This is a genomic window from Massilia sp. 01N417 (assembly GCF_056399645.1).
Map to the genome: position 1 here is coordinate 1 of NZ_JBFTRS010000002.1, position 15,770 is coordinate 15,770.

Below are 15,770 nucleotides of genomic sequence, written 5' to 3' on the forward strand. Positions count from 1 at the left end.
ACGCCGGCGCCGACGGTACGGCCGCCTTCGCGGATTGCGAAGCGCAGACCTTCTTCCATCGCGATCGGGGCGATCAGCTTGACGGTGATCGACACGTTATCGCCCGGCATCACCATTTCTTTGTCGGCCGGCAGAACGATCGAGCCGGTCACGTCGGTGGTGCGGAAGTAGAACTGCGGACGGTAGTTGTTGAAGAACGGGGTGTGACGACCACCTTCGTCCTTCGACAGCACGTACACTTCGCCGGTGAAGTCGGTGTGCGGCTTGATCGAGCCCGGCTTGGCCAGAACCTGRCCACGCTGGACGTCTTCACGCTTGGTACCGCGCAGCAGCAGGCCGACGTTGTCGCCAGCTTGACCCTGGTCCAGCAGCTTGCGGAACATTTCCACGCCGGTGCAGGTGGTCTTCACGGTGTCGACGATACCGACGATTTCGATCTCTTCGCCGACCTTGATGATGCCGCGCTCGACACGACCGGTCACCACGGTACCGCGGCCCGAGATCGAGAACACGTCTTCCACCGGCATCAGGAAGGCGCCGTCGACGGCACGTTCCGGGGTCGGGATGTAGCTGTCCAGCGCGTCAGCCAGTTGCATGATGGCTTCTTCGCCCAGCGGACCAGCCTGGCCTTCCAGCGCCATACGAGCCGAACCCTTGATGATCGGCAGGTCGTCGCCCGGGAACTCGTACTTCGACAGCAGTTCGCGCACTTCCATTTCGACCAGTTCCAGCAGTTCTGCGTCGTCGACCAGGTCGCACTTGTTCAGGAACACGATGATGTAYGGAACGCCAACCTGACGCGCCAGCAGGATGTGCTCGCGGGTCTGCGGCATCGGGCCGTCAGCGGCCGAGCACACCAGGATCGCGCCGTCCATCTGCGCAGCACCGGTAATCATGTTCTTGATGTAGTCGGCGTGGCCCGGGCAGTCAACGTGAGCGTAGTGACGGTTTGCGGTCTCGTACTCGACGTGCGCGGTGTTGATCGTGATGCCGCGTGCTTTCTCTTCCGGAGCCGCGTCGATCTGGTCGTAGGCCTTGGCTTCGCCGCCGAATTTCTTCGACAGAACGGTTGCGATTGCAGCCGTCAGGGTGGTTTTGCCGTGGTCAACGTGACCAATGGTGCCGACGTTGACGTGCGGCTTGGTCCGTTCGAATTTACCTTTTGCCATTCTTGACTCCTAAGATCCTAACGATGTTTGAAATTACCAGGCACGCCTGACGGTCGAAGACTACGACTGCCGTACTAAATTCTGGTGCCCTTGACGTGGATTGAACACGTGGCCTCTCCCTTACCAAGGGAGTGCTCTACCACTGAGCTACAAGGGCTGATTTGAAACTGGAGCGGGTGAAGGGAATCGAACCCTCGTCATAAGCTTGGAAGGCTTCAGCTCTACCATTGAGCTACACCCGCACGAGGCACTTCTCAACTCAACTGCTTTCGATTCACAACACGATCAACGCTTTTTTGGTGGTGGGGGCTGGATTCGAACCAGCGTACTCAGAGAGGGCAGATTTACAGTCTGCTGCCTTTAACCACTCGGCCACCCCACCGCGAAGAACCGCAGAGTATGAAGCACGGACAAACTACTGTCAACTATTGTTTTATCAGTACTGATCTGACTCACATAGTGTCGTTGCTTCGGGGCGTGATTGTAGCGACCCAAGTGCAAGTCTGCAAGGGCTGTTTTGCAAATAAGCGCCCGGCCCTCGTCCACGGCGCTAGACTGGCTTCATCGGCGAGGACGAACATGGCGCGCTCAGCAGCAAGCAAAGCACGGTGGCACTGGCCGCAACTCCTGCTGGCCGGGCTGGTGACCGTCGGTGTGTACGGGGCCGCGCGCTTCCTCACCGACCTGCTCGCCCTTCCGCCCGGCTATGCCACGCCGGTCTTCCTGCCGGCCGGCGTCGGCCTCGCGCTGGCGGTAACCAGCGGCTGGTGGGTGCTGCCGGCCATCGCGCTGGGTGCCGCCCTGCTGCACCTGCCCGGCGGCTGGCTGTCCCCGGATGCGGCGCCGGCCGCCGCATGGACGGCGATGGCGCTCACCACCATCGGCTCGGTGCTGCAGGCCTGGCTCGGCGCGCTCTGGTTCCGGCGCCTGATCCGCCCTGCCCTCGACTCGGCGCGCGACGTCGGCCGCTTCCTGATGCTGGCCCCGGTCATGAGCCTGATCAACGCCACCCTCAGCGTCTCCGCCCTTTATCTGCTGGGCCTGATTCCGCCCGCCGAACGCGCTGCGAACTGGATCAACTGGTGGGCCGGCGACACCATCGGCGTGCTGCTGGCCGCGCCGCTGGTCTGGATCGCCTGCGGACGCCCGCGGCCGCTGTGGCGCCAGCGCGCGCCGCTGGTGGGAATTCCGCTGGTGCTGGCGGCCGGCGCCGTGGTGGCGGTCTACGAGCAGGCCGTGCACTGGGAAACCCAGCAGCACCTGCAGCCCTACCGGGTAAAAGCCCAGGAGGTGGCCGACGGTTTGCAGGCCGAGATGAACGAACACGAGCGCTTCGTCGGCACCTTCGCCCGCACCCTCGGCGCCGACGAAAAATACATGGCGCGCGACAAATTCCTGCGCATCGCCAGCGGCTATGTGGGTGGACGCAACGACATCCTTGCCATCAACTGGATCGTGCCGGTGGTCCGCGCCGAACGCAGCGCCTTCGAAGCCTGGGTGCGCGCCGAGGTCGACCCCGATTTTCCCGGCCTGCGCGACCTCGGCCTGGGACGGACGATGTATCCGGCCGCCGAACGCGACCAGTACCTGCCGGTGCTGTACACCTGGCCGCCCGCCAACAGCTCCTTCCGCGGCGTCGATTACCTGACCGCGCCCGGCCGCGCCGACGCCGCCGAGCGCGCCCTGCACAGCGACCAGGCGGTGGCGACGGCGCCGCTCGAACTGGTCCGCAACGGCGCCCCCGGCATCACCCTGTTCCGTTCGGTGGGGGACCACAGCCGGCCGTCGGTCGGGCTGCTGGCCCTGGTGCTCGACGCGCCCGCCTTCGTTGCGCAGGAGGTGCGGCGCAGCGGCTTCGGCGGCTTCGAGCTCAGCCTGACCGACGTCACCGATCCCATCCCGCACCCGCTGCTGGGCGACATGCGGCGGCCGTTCCGCCCGTTCGACTATCCGGTCAAGCTGAGCTTCGGCGGACGCAGCTACATGCTGCGCTTTTCGCCGACCATCGCCTACCTCGAAGAGCAGCGCGGCCTGGTAAGCTGGACGGTGCTGACCTCGGGCCTGCTGCTGACCGCGCTGCTGGGCGCGCTGCTGCTGCTGACCAGCGGTGAGCGCGCCGCGGTCGAGGCCCAGGTGCGCGACCGCACCACCCGCCTGCGCGACCGCGAGGCGCGCCTGCAGGCGATCCTCGACAACGCCGGCGACGCCATCGTCACGGTCGATGCCGGCGGCGTGGTGGTGTCGGCGAATCCGGCCACGGCGGCGCTGTTCGGCTATCCGCAGACCCACCTGCAGGGCCTGGATTTCACCACCCTCGTGCCCGGTACCGACGGCGAGGACGGCGCCGCGCTGCTGACGCGCCTGGCCCGGGCGCCGTCCGACGAACGCGAACTCGACGGCATCAATGCGCGCGCCGAACCCTTGCCACTGGCGGTCACGGTGTCGCAGGTGGAGCTGCCGGCCGAGCAGCTGTACGTCTGCATCCTGCGCGACCTGACCGAGCAGTACCGCTCGCAGGCCCACATCCACCGCCTGGCCCACCACGACCCGCTCACCGGCCTGGAGAACCGCGCCGCGCTCGGCATGCGGCTGGAGCAGCAGCTGGCCCAGGCGCGCCGCTCGAACCTGCCGCTGGCGGTGCTGTTCATCGACCTCGACCACTTCAAGAAGATCAACGATTCGCTCGGCCACCAGGCCGGCGACCAGCTGCTGGTGGGCGCCAGCGCGCGCATGAAGGACCTGCTGCGCGACGTCGACACCCTGGCCCGCCTGGGCGGCGACGAATTCATCATCGTGCTGGGCGGCCCCCTGAGTCCGGACAGCGTGACGGCGGTGGCGGTGCGCCTGGTCGAATCGCTGCAGCAGCCCTACTACCTGAACGGCATCACCGCGCACAGCGGCGCCAGCGTGGGCGTGGCCCTGTTTCCGGACGACGGCCTGGATGCCGAGACCCTGGTGCGCCACGCCGACATGGCGATGTACGCCGCCAAGCGCGACGGCCGCGGCAATTTCCGCTTCTTCTCGCCGGCCATGAACGCCGCCACCCACGAGCACCTGATGCTGGAAAACCGGATGTGGGCGGCGCTCGAGAATGGCGGCTTCGAGGTCCACCTGCAGGCCCAGGTCGCGCTCGATACCGGCCGCGTGATCGGCGCCGAGGCGCTGCTGCGCTGGCACGATCCGGAGCTGGGCAATATCGAGCCGGGCCGCTTCATCCCGATCGCCGAGGAGTCCGGCCTGATCCTGCCGCTCGGCGACTGGGTGCTGGGGCGCGCCATGGCCCTGCTGACCGAATGGCAGCGCGAGGGCCTGGGCGGGCTGCGCCTGGCGGTCAACCTGTCGGCGCGCCAGTTCGGCGGCGGCGCCCTGCTGGCGCGCCTCGACCAGCTGCTGGCCGAGCACCCGATCGACCCGTCGCGGCTGGAACTGGAGATCACCGAGACGGCCGCCATGCGCGACCCGGAAAACACCCGCGCCCTGCTGCGCCAGCTGCGTGCGCGCGGCTTCAAGCTGGCGATCGACGATTTCGGCACCGGCTATTCCTCGCTGGCCTACCTGAAGCTGTTCGCGATCGACCGCATCAAGATCGACCGCGGCTTCGTGAAGGACATCGAGCACGACCCGAACGACGCCGCGATCGTCGGCGCGACCATCGGGCTGGCGCACTCGCTCGGCTTATCGGTGGTGGCGGAAGGGGTGGAGACGCCGGCGCAATGGGGCTTCCTGCGCGACAAGCGCAGCGACGAAGCCCAGGGTTTCCTGTTCGGGCGGCCGATGCCGGCGCGCGAGTTCGGCGACTTCGTCAGGGCGCAAGCGCAGCCAGTACCTGGCCCTTGAGCGCCTTGATCAGCGAGGTCTCGTCCGGCGGCACGCCTTCCGGCGCGGTCTGGGTGCGGTCGGCATAGAACAGGCCGAGCTGGGCCTGGCCCACCACCAGCGGCAGCACGATGAAGCTCTTCGCATCCGGCAGCAACTGGCGGTGCCAGCTTGGCAGCAGGTCGCGGATCTTCGGACTGGAGGCATCCGAGATCATCAGGTCGGCATCGTTCGCCATCGCCAGGAAGAACAGGTCGCGGCCGGCGTTGCCGGCGGCCGGCGCCGCCGCGAAGGCAAAGCCGGCCTGGGTGGCGGCCTTGTCGGCGCCGAAGGACACGCGGGCGCGGTACTGGCCGCTCCTCACGTCCTTCAGGACCACGGTGGCGAAGCGGAAGCCCAGCGCCGTGTACAGCGTCTCCAGCACGGCCAGGACCACGTCGTTGACCTTGTGCTGGCCGGAGGCGCGCATCTGGGTCACGTCCTGGACCCCGGCCAGCAGCAGCTCGCGCGCATTCTTCGGCTTGCCGCTCGGGTAGCTGCCCAGTTCCTCCTCGCCGGCGCCCAGGGTCGCCAGCAGCAGCACGTTGGGCAGGCCGTCGCCTTCCGGCTCTTCGCGGCGCCGCACCGGCTCCAGGTTCATGCTCTCCAGCAGGCCGGTCATCTCCTGGGCCACCGCGGCGAACAGCTCGCCGAGCTGGGTGGCGTCGATGTTCAGCGCATGGCCGTAGCGCACCAGCAGGGCCTGGGCTTCCGGCGTGCCGGCCGGTTCGGCGGACGCCGCCAGCAGGCGCGCCACGTCCAGGCTGAACGAGGCCACCTGGCGCATCCATTCGCCGCGGTTGAGCGCTACCTTCAGCGTGCCCTCCGGCAGCGGGCGCTGGGCGCGCATGATCACGTCCGGGATCGTCCATTCGCCCAGCACCGCCTCCGTCAGCGCGTCGTAGCTGCAGCCGATGATCATCTGGGCCGCCTGCGCCAGCTTGTGCTTGCCCGAGGCGACCAGGGCCTTGATCTCGCGGTAGCGTTCGTGTTCGTGGGAAGCCACCAGCAGCGGACCCAGGTTCTTGAACAGGGCGCCGATCGAGGCTTCTTCGGCGCCCTGGTAAAAGCTGTGGCGCGCCATCTCGCGTCCGACCAGGCTGGCGCACAGCGAGGCTTCCAGCTCCACCCGCACGCTCCAGGCATGCTCGCTGCTGGCGAGGGCGTCCACCAGCAGCATGGCCAGCGCGGTGGTCTTGACGTTGTCGAAGCCCAGCAGGGAGATGGCGCGCGAGATCGTGGTGACGGCGGTGCCGGACGCGGTGCGGTACTTGACCGTATTCGCCAGCCGCAGGATGCGCTGGGTGAGGGCGACGTCGGACAGCACGTAATAGGCCAGCGCATGGGTGCCTTCGTCGTCCGAGGACGCCATCTGGACCACGCGCGCCACCGAGCTGCCGAGCGCGAACATGTCTTCGTCGCCGCAGACCTTGTTCAGGAGGGCGGCGCGGACCCGGCGGCCATCGGGGATGTCGTCCGGCGCCAGTGGCGCAAGGGGTACTGCTTTCATGGAAACTTATCCGGCTTTCTTTTGCTGCGAGGCGCGCGGCCCCTTGTTGTATTTCCTCAGCACCTGCTGGTGCAGGCCGGCCAGGGCCGGCAGCTTCGGGTTGACCGGATCGAGGCGGCGGACGCCGGCAATGTAGGCGACCGCCTGCTGGCCGAGGCGCTCGTCCCAGCCGCCGTTGTCGAGGCATTTGAGCACCGCCAGCGCCGCGTTGAACACCACCTGCGGATTGTCGGGCAGCTTGGCGACGGCTTCCTGCATCAGCGCCACCGCGCCCTTGAAGTCGCCGTCCTTCGCCTTCGCGGCGCCGCCGGCGACCAGGTCGACCACCTGCTGGCGGCTCTCGCGCGCAAGCTGCTGGGCCAGGTCGGCGCGGCCGGCCTTCTCGAACACCGCCATCGCGCGGCCCATGGCGGCGCCGTTGTGGGTGTTGCGCATCACCTCGCGCATCACCTCGGCCGCGCCCTCTTCCATGTCGTTCTCGATCGCCACCCGCGCCAGTTCCAGCTTCAGGTCGGGCGCCAGCGGGGGCGCGTCCTTGCTGGCGGCCAGCGCGGCCAGCAGCGACTCGTTCAGGCGCGGCTCGTTGCCGGTGTATTCATGCACCATGCTGGACGCGATCGCGCTGCACAGCGCGGTGCCCTTCTGGAAGGCCATCGACTTGTCGAGGTCGCGGATCACGGCCGCCGCCTGCACCGGATCGCCCTTGCGCACCAGGGTCTGCACCAGGCGCACATGGTCCTGGGGGTCGCGGAATTCGGAATACTTGGCCTTGCTGACCACCTGCTTGAGCACCTTCTCGGCGGTGTCGTGGTCGCCCGCCTCGAGGGCCGTCTCGCCCAGCTTGCGCAGGCGCCGCACCGCATGCGGCGACACCGCCACCGCGTCGCTCAGCACCGACTGCGCCTTGTCCAGCGCGCCGACCGCCTCGTGGGTGCGGGCCAGCCAGTCGTAGGCGTCGACGAAGTTCTTGTTGGTCTCGACCAGGTCCTCGAGCAGCGCCTGGGCTTCCTGGAAGCGCTCGCGCAGGAACAGGGTCTTGGCCAGGCCCAGGCGCGCCCAGGCGATCGCCTTGGCCTCGACCAGGCGCCGGTAGATCGGTTCGGCCAGCTCGGCCTCGCCCAGGAACATGTGCAGCTCGGCGCGCAGGCGCATGAAGTCGATCGCGTGGCGCGGATGCTGTTCCTCGCCCTCGATGCAGGCCTCGATTGCCTCGCGCTGGCTGCCGGATTCCATCAGCTCGTACACCGGCAGGAAGACGTTGCGCTTGTCCAGGGCGCGGGCGATGCGCTCGAGCAGGCGGTCGGCGGTGAAGGGTTTGAGGATGTAGTCGGTCGGGCCGAGTTCGGCGGCGCTGACGACCTTGCCGTAGTCGCCCTCGGCGGTCACCATGAAGAACATGGTCGCCAGCGGCATCAGCTTGTGGTGGCGCACGTCTTCGAGCAGCTGCTGGCCGTCCTGGCCGCCCTCCAGCGCGTATTCGCACAGCACCAGGTCGTACTGCTTGAGTCCAAGATGCTTGACCGCCTGGTTGGAGCTGCCAGCGTGGTCGACTTTGGTCAGGCCGCACATTGTCAGCATGTTATGGATCGTCGCGCGCATCCCGGCATGCGGCTCGATGATCAGGGCGGTCAGCCCGTCTAGTTCGTTCATATCCCGGTGTTTTTCCGTGTCTGCCTGCGTTGGGCGGGCGGGCTGCATGGGCCCGCGGTTGTCCGAGTATATTACGTCCAGGGAACAAAATACTTAAATCCACGGCTGAGCAGTCGCATGAACTGTCTCGAAAAACCACACTCAGTGAGTGGCGGCCTGGCGGATCGAGGAACGGCGGCCATTCACGCATTCGGCGCGCGAGCCGCCCACCAGGATGTTCTGGTAGCGCACCTCATACTTGCCGGCCGAGAGCTTGTCGACCAGGAACCTGGCGCGTCCCAGCACATAGGCGTGGCGCACGTTCGAGCGGCGGTCCAGGTCGTAGACCTTGACCAGCACCGGCGAGGGATTGTTGCTGTTGTCGATGAGGATCTGCATTTCCTCACCCTGGTTACCGACCGGGAAACTGTCGATGTACCCGGACTGGGCCGGCCACGGATCGCCGTTCGGCGAGACCTGGCTCTGCAGATCGGTATCGCAGTCGGGCGCGCGCGGCGGTACCACCAGCTGGGTCACGCCGAGGGCCTTGATGTCGGCCGGGGCGTCGGATTGGCCGGCGGGACGGGCCCAGCCGTCGTTGCTGGCATCGGCGCCCAGCGGGTCGGGCGGCGAATTCGGCGTGCCGGCGGCCGCCGCGGGCGGCTTGCCGACCCAGGCCAGGGCCGCAGGCAGCACCTTGGGCGGATCGACCAGCAGCGCGGTCAGCCCGACGCCGGCCGCGAAGAAGGCCAGCATCCCGCCCCACCAGCGCGGCGCCAGCAGGAAGCGCCAGCGCGCCGGCGCCTCGACCTGGCGCGGCTCCCACTGCGCTTCGCCACGCGGCTTGTCGCGGCCGTCGTCGCCATGGCTGCTTTCCAGCCACTCGACTTCCCACTCTTCCGAAGCGATCCAGTCGTCGTGCTCCTTGCGGCGCACGGGGTCGGACAGGATGTTGTAGGCGGTATTGACGATCGCCATGATGCGGGCGGCGCGCTCGTCGCCCGGATTCTTGTCAGGATGGTATTTCTGGCTCAGCGCCTTGTAGGCCGCACGAATGACTTCCTGCGGCGCATGACGCGACACCTTCAGGTTGTCATAGTGTGTGTGGATCTTGGCCATAGGTCGGAGTATGCCAAACAAAGCGGCAGCACAGCATAGCCGGGTTTGTATCCTGCGCGCAAGATGTCTAAATTACAACTTATGCGAGCGGTCGCTGCGGACGATCGCAGGATCCAGCTCCACACCTTTACCGACCAGCAGCACCTTGAACAGTTCACCCATCTCGGCCGGCGACACCAGTTTCTGCACCGCCTTCGACTGCGGCAGGTAGCGCAGCGCGTCTTCGGGATCGGTGCGCAGCAGCAGTTCGCCGATGCCGGCCGCCAGCAGGAAGGAGGCCTGGTTCATGTAGCCGAGCACGTCCAGGCCGGCGTCCTGCGCGGCCAGGGCCATGGCGGTGAAGTCGACGTGGGCGGTGATGTCCTGCAAGCCCGGCAAATAGAAGGGGTCCGGGTGCGCATGGTGGCGGTAGTGGCACATCAGGGTGCCGCCGGTACGCTCGTCGAAATAGTATTCGTGGGCCGGGAAGCCGTAGTCGAACAGCAGCGCCGCGCCCTTCCCGTTCTCGAACATCTGCGCCAGCGAGCGCATGAAGCCGCAGGCGACCGGGTGGATTTCGGTCAGATAGCCGTCCTGCAGCTGCCCGGCATCCGGAATCTGGCGCGCGACCTGCTCCTGCAGCGCGGCATCGATCCGGCCCGGAATCAGGGTGAAGGCGCCGTCGGCGATGGTGACGTACTGGCGGGCCCAGCTTGTGCCCTCCTTCACGACCAGTTCGACCGGCATGGCGTCCAGCACCTCGTTGGCCAGCACCACGCCGTGGAAGGCGTCCGGGAAACCGTTCAGCCAGCGCACCTGGGAGAAGTCCTTCAAGGCTTCCTGCTGGCGCGCCCGCAGCTCGCCGGACAGTTCGACGATCGTATAGCTGTCGACGGCCACGCCCATCTCCGCCAGCGCGGTGAGCACGTCGCGCGCCAGCTTGCCGGTGCCGGCGCCGAATTCGATGATGTTGGGGCCACTTTGGGCCATAATAGCGGCGCTTGCCCGCGCCAGCGTGGCGCCGAACAGCGGACTGATCTCGGGCGCGGTGGTAAAGTCGCCGTCCCTGCCCAGCTTGGCCGCGCCGCCGCTGTAGTAACCCAGGCCGGGCGCATACAGCGCGAGCTCCATGAAACGCGAAAACGGGATGGCGCCGCCTTGTTCGGCGATCTCGGCAGCGATCAGGCGCTGCAGGGCTTGGGACGCGGCCAGCGCGTCGCTATTCGGTGCGGGTAGAGACATCCGGCCATTGTAGGACATATCACGTAGAACATGACAGACACCGCTTCCAAGGACCTCCCGCCCCACGCCGGCCGCGCCCGCGTGGCCCTGGTGACGGGCGCCGGACGCCGCATCGGGCGCGAAATCGCGCTCGGCATGGCACGGGCCGGCTGGGACGTGGCCGTCCATTACCGCGCTTCGCAGGCCGAGGCCGAAGAAGTCGTGCACGCGATCCGCGCGCTGGGCCGGCGTGCCGTGGCGCTGCATGCCGACCTGGCGAACGAGCACGCCGTGCGCGAACTGCCGCGCGAAACGGTCCACCTGCTGGGCGGCCTGGATTGCATCGTGAACAACGCTTCGTTGTTCGAATACGACAAGCCCGACGCCTTCTCGCCAAGCCTGCTGGCCGTCCACATGCAGTGCAACGTGGCCGCGCCGCTGCTGCTGGCGCAGGAACTGCACGCGCTGGTGCCGGAAGGCGGCCAGGCCGTGGTGGTCAACCTGCTCGACCAGAAACTGTACAATCTCAACCCGGATTTTTTGTCGTACACGCTGTCCAAATCGGCACTGCTCACGGCGACGACGATGCTGGCCCAGGCCCTGGCGCCGAAGCTGCGCGTGGTCGGCGTCGCCCCCGGCATCACGATGGTGTCCGGCGACCAGACCGAGGACGGCTTCGAGCGCGCCCATACCGTCACGCCGCTGGGGCGCTCGTCCACCCCGCAGGACATCGTCGACGCCGTCTGCTATGCGGCGAATGCGCGCGCCCTGACCGGCACCACCCTGCTGGTCGATGGCGGCCAGCACCTGATGCCGCTGAACCGCGACGTGATGTTTTTAACTAAATAAAAGGTTTCTATGTTGTCCGCCCTGTCCCACCCGCAGCTGCGCGATTGCCGCCGCCTGTTCCTGCGCAATTACGAAGTCATGATCAACATCGGCGTGCACGACTTCGAGAAGAAGGGCGAGCAGCGCGTCCTGATCAACGTCGAGCTGTACATCCCGCTGGCGATGTCGACCCCGAAGGACGACCAGCTGCACGAAGTGGTCGACTACGACTTCATGCGCGAAACCATCGCCAGGCGCATCGCGCAAGGCCACGTCCACCTGCAGGAAACCCTGTGCGACGACGTGGTCAAGGCCATGCTGGCCCACCCGCGCGTGCGCGCCGCCGGCGTGTCGACGATGAAGCCCGACGTGTACCCCGACTGCGAAGGCGTCGGCGTCGAAGTATTCCAGATCAAGGATGAAGCATGAGTGAAGTTTTAGAAGTGGCCGACAAGCAGGCCGAGAAAGCCGCGTACGAGAACAACAAGCTGCACAAGCGCCTGTGCCGCCTGGTCGGCCAGGCGATCGGCGATTTCAACATGATCGAGGACGGCGACAAAGTGATGGTCTGCCTGTCCGGCGGCAAGGACAGCTACGCCCTGCTCGACATCCTGATGACCCTGCGCGAGCGCGCGCCGATCCATTTCGAGATCGTCGCGGTGAACCTCGACCAGAAGCAGCCGAACTTCCCGGCCGAGGTGCTGCCGGCCTACCTGGACAAGCTGGGCGTTCCGTACCACATCGAGAACCAGGACACCTACAGCATCGTCAAGCGCCTGATCCCGGAAGGCAAGACCACCTGCTCGCTGTGCTCGCGCCTGCGGCGCGGCATCCTGTATCGCGTCGCGGACGAGCTCGGCTGCAACAAGATCGCCCTCGGCCACCACCGCGACGACATCCTCGAAACCTTCTTCCTGAACATGTTCTTCGGCGCGAAGATCAAGGGCATGCCGGCCAAGCTGGTCTCCGACGACGGCAAGCACATGGTGATCCGTCCGCTGGCCTACGTGAAGGAAGCGGACACCGAGCGCTACGCCGAAGTGAAGGGCTTCCCGATCATCCCGTGCGACCTGTGCGGCTCGCAGGAAAACCTGCAGCGCAAGCAGATCAAGGCCATGCTGCGCGAGTGGGAAAAGAAGCATCCGGGCCGGGTCGAGAACATCTTCTCGTCGCTGAGCACGGTGGTGCCGTCGCACCTGATGGACAGGGACCTGTTCGGCTTCGTCGACCTGAAGACCGACGGCATCGCCAATCCGGACGGCGACATCGCCTTCGACGAGGAGCCGTGCTCGACGCCGTCCAGCCTTCCCGGCATCATTCCGCTGCAGCCTTTATAAAATTAAAGAAAGCGCTCACCATGCCCATGTTCCGCCGTTTGCTGTGCGCCGCGCTGGCGGCCATGTCCCTGCTGCCCGGCCTGGCGGCGGCGGAACCCAGCGCCATCTATCTGGTGCGCCATGCCGAGAAGATGGCTGAGGGCAAGGATCCCGACCTGACGCCGCAAGGCCGGGTGCGTGCGCAACACATCGCCGCCATCCTGCGCCACGCCGGCATCACGGCCATCTTCAGCACCCCCACCGCACGCACCCGGCAGACCGCGGCGCCGCTGGCGCAGCAGACCGGCCTGGCGGTTCAACTCTATGATCCGCGCACACCCAGCGCGCTGGTCGAGAAGGTGCGCGCCCTGAACGGCGCGGTGCTGGTGGTCGGCCACTCGAACACTCTGCCGGAACTGGTGAAGCTGTTCGGCGGCGCGCCCGGCAGCGACATCCTCGATGACGAATTCGACCGGCTGTACCAGCTGCTGCCCGGCGCCGATGGACAGGCCAGAACCATCCTGTTAGGCACGCCCTAAGCCGCCTTCTGCGCCGCCGCCGCCTCCGGCTCCGGCAGCCACAGGTGCAGGCAGAGAATCGCCACCGGCGCGATCAGGGCCATGAATCCCACCGCCAGGTAGGCGAATGCGGCGAGGCAGCAGCCGAGCGCAAAGGCCAGGATGGTCCAGAAGAACTTGGCGCAGCGCGTACGGACCGTGGCGTCGGCGGCGCCGCGCAGCCAGTCCACCGCGTCGATCGTCAACTGGGTCACGTTCCCGGTCATCATCGAGGTCGGCGCCAGGTGGGTCAGCAGCAGCTTGCTGGCGGCGCTGTGGGCGCCCATCGCCGCGGCGCCGAGCAGGCCCGCCGCCATCGCCAGCGCACCGACGCTCCTGCCGACCGGCTCCGCCAGTATCCCGCACACCATGAAACCCAGCAGCAGCACCAGCTGCAGCAGGTAGACCGGCCTGGTAGCGCCGGTGCCGCGGCGCTCGCAGCGCGCCACCAGCAGCCTGGCGGCGGCCACGCCCAGAATGAAGGCCGGGAAGGCCAGCAGCTTCAATAGCGAAGGCGTCTGCCGGGTGTCGGCCAGCGATACCGCGATCAGCACGAAGTTGCCGGTGACGTGGGCGGTGAAGAGGCCGAACAGGGCGATGAAGCCGAGGGTATCGACATAGCCCGCCAGGAAGCCAAGGCTGGCGCCCTGCAGGCGCTGGAATTGCGGGGTTTTCATGGCGATTCCTCAGAACGCGAAGCAGCTGCAGCCGAAGGCGCCCCAGAAGCCGCCGACATCCGACACCGGTACAGTCGACTTGCGCGCCTTGTCGTGCTGGTGGGCGTGCACGCCGCAGGGACCGCTGCACTGGTGGGCCAGTGCAGCGTGCGATTGCTGCGGCTGGGGCGCGGCACGGCGCCAGTGGCCGGCCACCTTCCGTACCGGCGACCACTCGGGCAGTACGGGAATCGGCGGCGGGCCCAGGCGCGTGAACTCGGCGGCGCCATACACGACCTTGCCGCCGACCACGGTCAGCACCGATTCGATCGCCTTGATGTCCTCTTCCGGCACGCTGAAGAAATCGTCCGACAAGGCCACCAGGTCGGCCAGCATGCCTTCCCGGATCCTGCCCTTGCGCCCCTGCTCGTTCGAGAACCAGGCGCTGCCCGCGGTCCACAGTTCGAGCGCGACCTCGCGCGGCAGCTGGCCCTCGGGACCGTAGAGCTGCAGGCCGCCCACGGTGCGCCCCGACACCAGCCAGTACAAGGCCGTCCACGGGTTGTAGCTGGCGACGCGGGTCGCATCGGTGCCGGCGCCCACCGGCACGCCCGTCTCCAGCATCTGCCTCACCGGCGGCGTGGCTTTCGCCGCCTCGCTGCCGTAGCGGTCGACGAAGTACTCGCCCTGGAAGGCCATGCGGTGCTGGATCGCGATGCCGCCGCCCAGCGCCTTTACACGCTCGATGTTCTTCCGGCTGATGGTCTCGCAATGGTCGAACATCCAGTGCAGGCCGTCGAAGGGAATCTCGCGGTCCACCTTCTCGAACACGTCCAGCATGCGGGTGATCGATTCGTCATAGGTCGCGTGCAGGCGGAAGGGCCAGCGGCTCGCCACCAGGTGGCGCACCACTTTTTCGAGTTCGTCTTCCATGCCGGCCGCCAGTTCCGGGCGCGGTTCCAGGAAGTCCTCGAAGTCGGCCGCCGAAAACACCAGCATCTCGCCGGCGCCGTTGTGGCGGTAGTAGTCGCTGCCCTGGCCCGGCGTCACCATCTTCGTCCAGCGCTGGAAGTCTTCCAGCTCCGCGCCCTTGTTCTGGGTKAACAGGTTATAGGCGATGCGGATGGTGAGCTGCTCGTTGCGGTCGAGTTCCTCGATGACGGAATAATCCTCGGGGTAGTTCTGGAAGCCGCCGCCGGCGTCGATCGCGCTGGTGATGCCGAGGCGGTTCAGCTCGCGCATGAACTGGCGCGTCGAATTCACCTGCAGGTCGTAGGGCAGCTTCGGCCCCTTGGCCAGGGTCGCGTACAGGATCATCGCGTTCGGGCGCGCGATCAGCATGCCGGTCGGGTTGCCGGCGGCATCAACCTGGATCTCGCCGCCCGGCGGGTTCGGCGTGTCCTTCGTATAGCCGACAGCGCGCAGGGCGGCGCGGTTCAGCAGCGCGCGGTCATACAGGTGCAGGATGAACACCGGCGTATCCGGCGCGGCGGCGTTGATCTCGTCGAGGGTCGGCATGCGGCGCTCGGCAAACTGGAATTCGCTCCAGCCGCCCACCACCCGCACCCACTGCGGATTCGGGGTGCGCCCGGCCTGCTCCTTCAGCATCCGCAGCGCGTCGGCCACCGACGGCACGCCTTCCCAGCGCAGCTCGAGGTTGTAGTTCAGTCCACCACGGATCAGGTGCAGGTGCGAATCGTTCAAGCCGGGGATCACGGTGCGGCCGTTCAGGTCGATCACCTGGCTGTCCTCTTCGCGGTAGCGCATCACGTGTTCGGCATCGCCGACGGCCAGGAAGCGGCCGTCGCGGATCGCCACCGCGCTGGCCCGGGGCCGTTCGCGGTCGAGGGTGGCGAAGCTGCCGTTGACGAGGATGAGCGCCGGCGCCTTGCGGGTGGTGGACTGTGCTTGCATGCTTCTTCTCCCGAATG

General features: G+C 67.1%; 12 protein-coding genes and 3 tRNA genes. 5 read left to right on the forward strand and 10 right to left on the reverse strand.

Annotated elements, in window-relative coordinates:
- From tuf to AC1DOQ_RS02130, 4 genes are all read right to left on the reverse strand, one after another.
- A partial coding sequence (gene tuf, locus AC1DOQ_RS02115) for an elongation factor Tu (protein WP_477359834.1) occupies window positions 1-1,169 on the reverse strand: 1,169 nt, incomplete at its 3' end.
- An 82-nt stretch (window positions 1,170-1,251) separates the two neighbouring features.
- Window positions 1,252-1,326: transfer RNA gene (locus AC1DOQ_RS02120), tRNA-Thr, on the reverse strand.
- Window positions 1,327-1,337: 11 nt separating this feature from the next.
- Window positions 1,338-1,411: transfer RNA gene (locus AC1DOQ_RS02125), tRNA-Gly, on the reverse strand.
- 55 nt (window positions 1,412-1,466) lie between these two features.
- Window positions 1,467-1,551, reverse strand: a tRNA-Tyr gene (locus AC1DOQ_RS02130).
- Between the two features lie 197 nt (window positions 1,552-1,748).
- Here AC1DOQ_RS02130 and AC1DOQ_RS02135 point away from each other — a divergent pair.
- Entirely contained in the window at window positions 1,749-5,006 is a 3,258-nt protein-coding gene (locus AC1DOQ_RS02135) for an EAL domain-containing protein (RefSeq protein WP_477359836.1), read from the forward strand.
- Here AC1DOQ_RS02135 and AC1DOQ_RS02140 read toward each other — a convergent pair.
- The 4 genes from AC1DOQ_RS02140 to AC1DOQ_RS02155 all read right to left on the reverse strand — a co-directional run bounded on the left by AC1DOQ_RS02140 (window position 4,972) and on the right by AC1DOQ_RS02155 (window position 10,503).
- On the reverse strand, window positions 4,972-6,534 hold the full coding sequence (locus AC1DOQ_RS02140; protein WP_477359838.1) for an HDOD domain-containing protein: 1,563 nt from the start codon (window positions 6,532-6,534) through the stop codon (window positions 4,972-4,974). The genes AC1DOQ_RS02135 and AC1DOQ_RS02140 overlap by 35 nt on opposite strands.
- 6 nt (window positions 6,535-6,540) lie before the next feature.
- On the reverse strand, window positions 6,541-8,184 hold the full coding sequence (locus tag AC1DOQ_RS02145) for a response regulator (RefSeq protein ID WP_477359840.1): 1,644 nt from the start codon (window positions 8,182-8,184) through the stop codon (window positions 6,541-6,543).
- 141 nt (window positions 8,185-8,325) lie between these two features.
- Window positions 8,326-9,282 carry a J domain-containing protein gene (locus AC1DOQ_RS02150; RefSeq protein WP_477359842.1) on the reverse strand — a complete coding sequence of 319 codons (957 nt, stop codon included), beginning with the start codon at window positions 9,280-9,282 and terminating at the stop codon, window positions 8,326-8,328.
- 72 nt (window positions 9,283-9,354) lie between these two features.
- On the reverse strand, window positions 9,355-10,503 hold the full coding sequence (locus AC1DOQ_RS02155) for a class I SAM-dependent methyltransferase (protein WP_477359844.1): 1,149 nt from the start codon (window positions 10,501-10,503) through the stop codon (window positions 9,355-9,357).
- Between the two features lie 30 nt (window positions 10,504-10,533).
- Here AC1DOQ_RS02155 and AC1DOQ_RS02160 point away from each other — a divergent pair, with 30 nt between their 5' ends.
- From AC1DOQ_RS02160 to AC1DOQ_RS02175, 4 genes are read left to right on the forward strand one after another with little or no spacing between them, the layout of a single operon-like run.
- Window positions 10,534-11,331 (forward strand): SDR family oxidoreductase, encoded by a 798-nt coding sequence (locus AC1DOQ_RS02160; protein ID WP_477359846.1) that lies wholly within the window; start codon window positions 10,534-10,536, stop codon window positions 11,329-11,331.
- Between the two features lie 9 nt (window positions 11,332-11,340).
- Window positions 11,341-11,739 carry a dihydroneopterin aldolase gene (locus tag AC1DOQ_RS02165; RefSeq protein ID WP_442124495.1) on the forward strand — a complete coding sequence of 133 codons (399 nt, stop codon included), beginning with the start codon at window positions 11,341-11,343 and terminating at the stop codon, window positions 11,737-11,739.
- Window positions 11,736-12,647: a tRNA 2-thiocytidine(32) synthetase TtcA gene (gene ttcA / locus AC1DOQ_RS02170; RefSeq protein ID WP_477359848.1), complete on the forward strand. Its 912-nt coding sequence runs from the start codon at window positions 11,736-11,738 to the stop codon at window positions 12,645-12,647. The genes AC1DOQ_RS02165 and ttcA overlap by 4 nt, the downstream gene beginning before the upstream one ends.
- A gap of 20 nt (window positions 12,648-12,667) precedes the next feature.
- The gene (locus tag AC1DOQ_RS02175) at window positions 12,668-13,165 is read left to right on the forward strand and encodes a SixA phosphatase family protein (RefSeq protein WP_477359850.1); all 498 of its coding nucleotides are present in this window, start codon (window positions 12,668-12,670) and stop codon (window positions 13,163-13,165) included.
- Here AC1DOQ_RS02175 and AC1DOQ_RS02180 read toward each other — a convergent pair.
- Complete coding sequence (locus AC1DOQ_RS02180) at window positions 13,162-13,860, reverse strand: YoaK family protein (RefSeq protein ID WP_477359852.1); 699 nt, start codon at window positions 13,858-13,860, stop codon at window positions 13,162-13,164. The two genes, AC1DOQ_RS02175 and AC1DOQ_RS02180, sit on opposite strands and share 4 nt — an antisense overlap.
- 9 nt (window positions 13,861-13,869) lie before the next feature.
- Window positions 13,870-15,753, reverse strand: a complete 1,884-nt coding sequence (locus AC1DOQ_RS02185) for an amidohydrolase (RefSeq protein WP_477359854.1) — start codon at window positions 15,751-15,753, stop codon at window positions 13,870-13,872.
- Between the last annotated feature and the right edge of the window lie 17 nt (window positions 15,754-15,770).

What these genes read in the sequence shown, in the direction of transcription:
- AC1DOQ_RS02135 (WP_477359836.1), top strand. Translation starts at nt 1,749, where the DNA reads ATGGCGCGCTCAGCAGCAAGCAAAGCACGGTGGCACTGGCCGCAACTC.
- AC1DOQ_RS02140 (WP_477359838.1), bottom strand. Translation starts at nt 6,534, where the DNA reads ATGAAAGCAGTACCCCTTGCGCCACTGGCGCCGGACGACATCCCCGAT.
- AC1DOQ_RS02145 (WP_477359840.1), bottom strand. Translation starts at nt 8,184, where the DNA reads ATGAACGAACTAGACGGGCTGACCGCCCTGATCATCGAGCCGCATGCC.
- AC1DOQ_RS02150 (WP_477359842.1), bottom strand. Translation starts at nt 9,282, where the DNA reads ATGGCCAAGATCCACACACACTATGACAACCTGAAGGTGTCGCGTCAT.
- AC1DOQ_RS02155 (WP_477359844.1), bottom strand. Translation starts at nt 10,503, where the DNA reads ATGTCTCTACCCGCACCGAATAGCGACGCGCTGGCCGCGTCCCAAGCC.
- AC1DOQ_RS02160 (WP_477359846.1), top strand. Translation starts at nt 10,534, where the DNA reads ATGACAGACACCGCTTCCAAGGACCTCCCGCCCCACGCCGGCCGCGCC.
- AC1DOQ_RS02165 (WP_442124495.1), top strand. Translation starts at nt 11,341, where the DNA reads ATGTTGTCCGCCCTGTCCCACCCGCAGCTGCGCGATTGCCGCCGCCTG.
- ttcA (WP_477359848.1), top strand. Translation starts at nt 11,736, where the DNA reads ATGAGTGAAGTTTTAGAAGTGGCCGACAAGCAGGCCGAGAAAGCCGCG.
- AC1DOQ_RS02175 (WP_477359850.1), top strand. Translation starts at nt 12,668, where the DNA reads ATGCCCATGTTCCGCCGTTTGCTGTGCGCCGCGCTGGCGGCCATGTCC.
- AC1DOQ_RS02180 (WP_477359852.1), bottom strand. Translation starts at nt 13,860, where the DNA reads ATGAAAACCCCGCAATTCCAGCGCCTGCAGGGCGCCAGCCTTGGCTTC.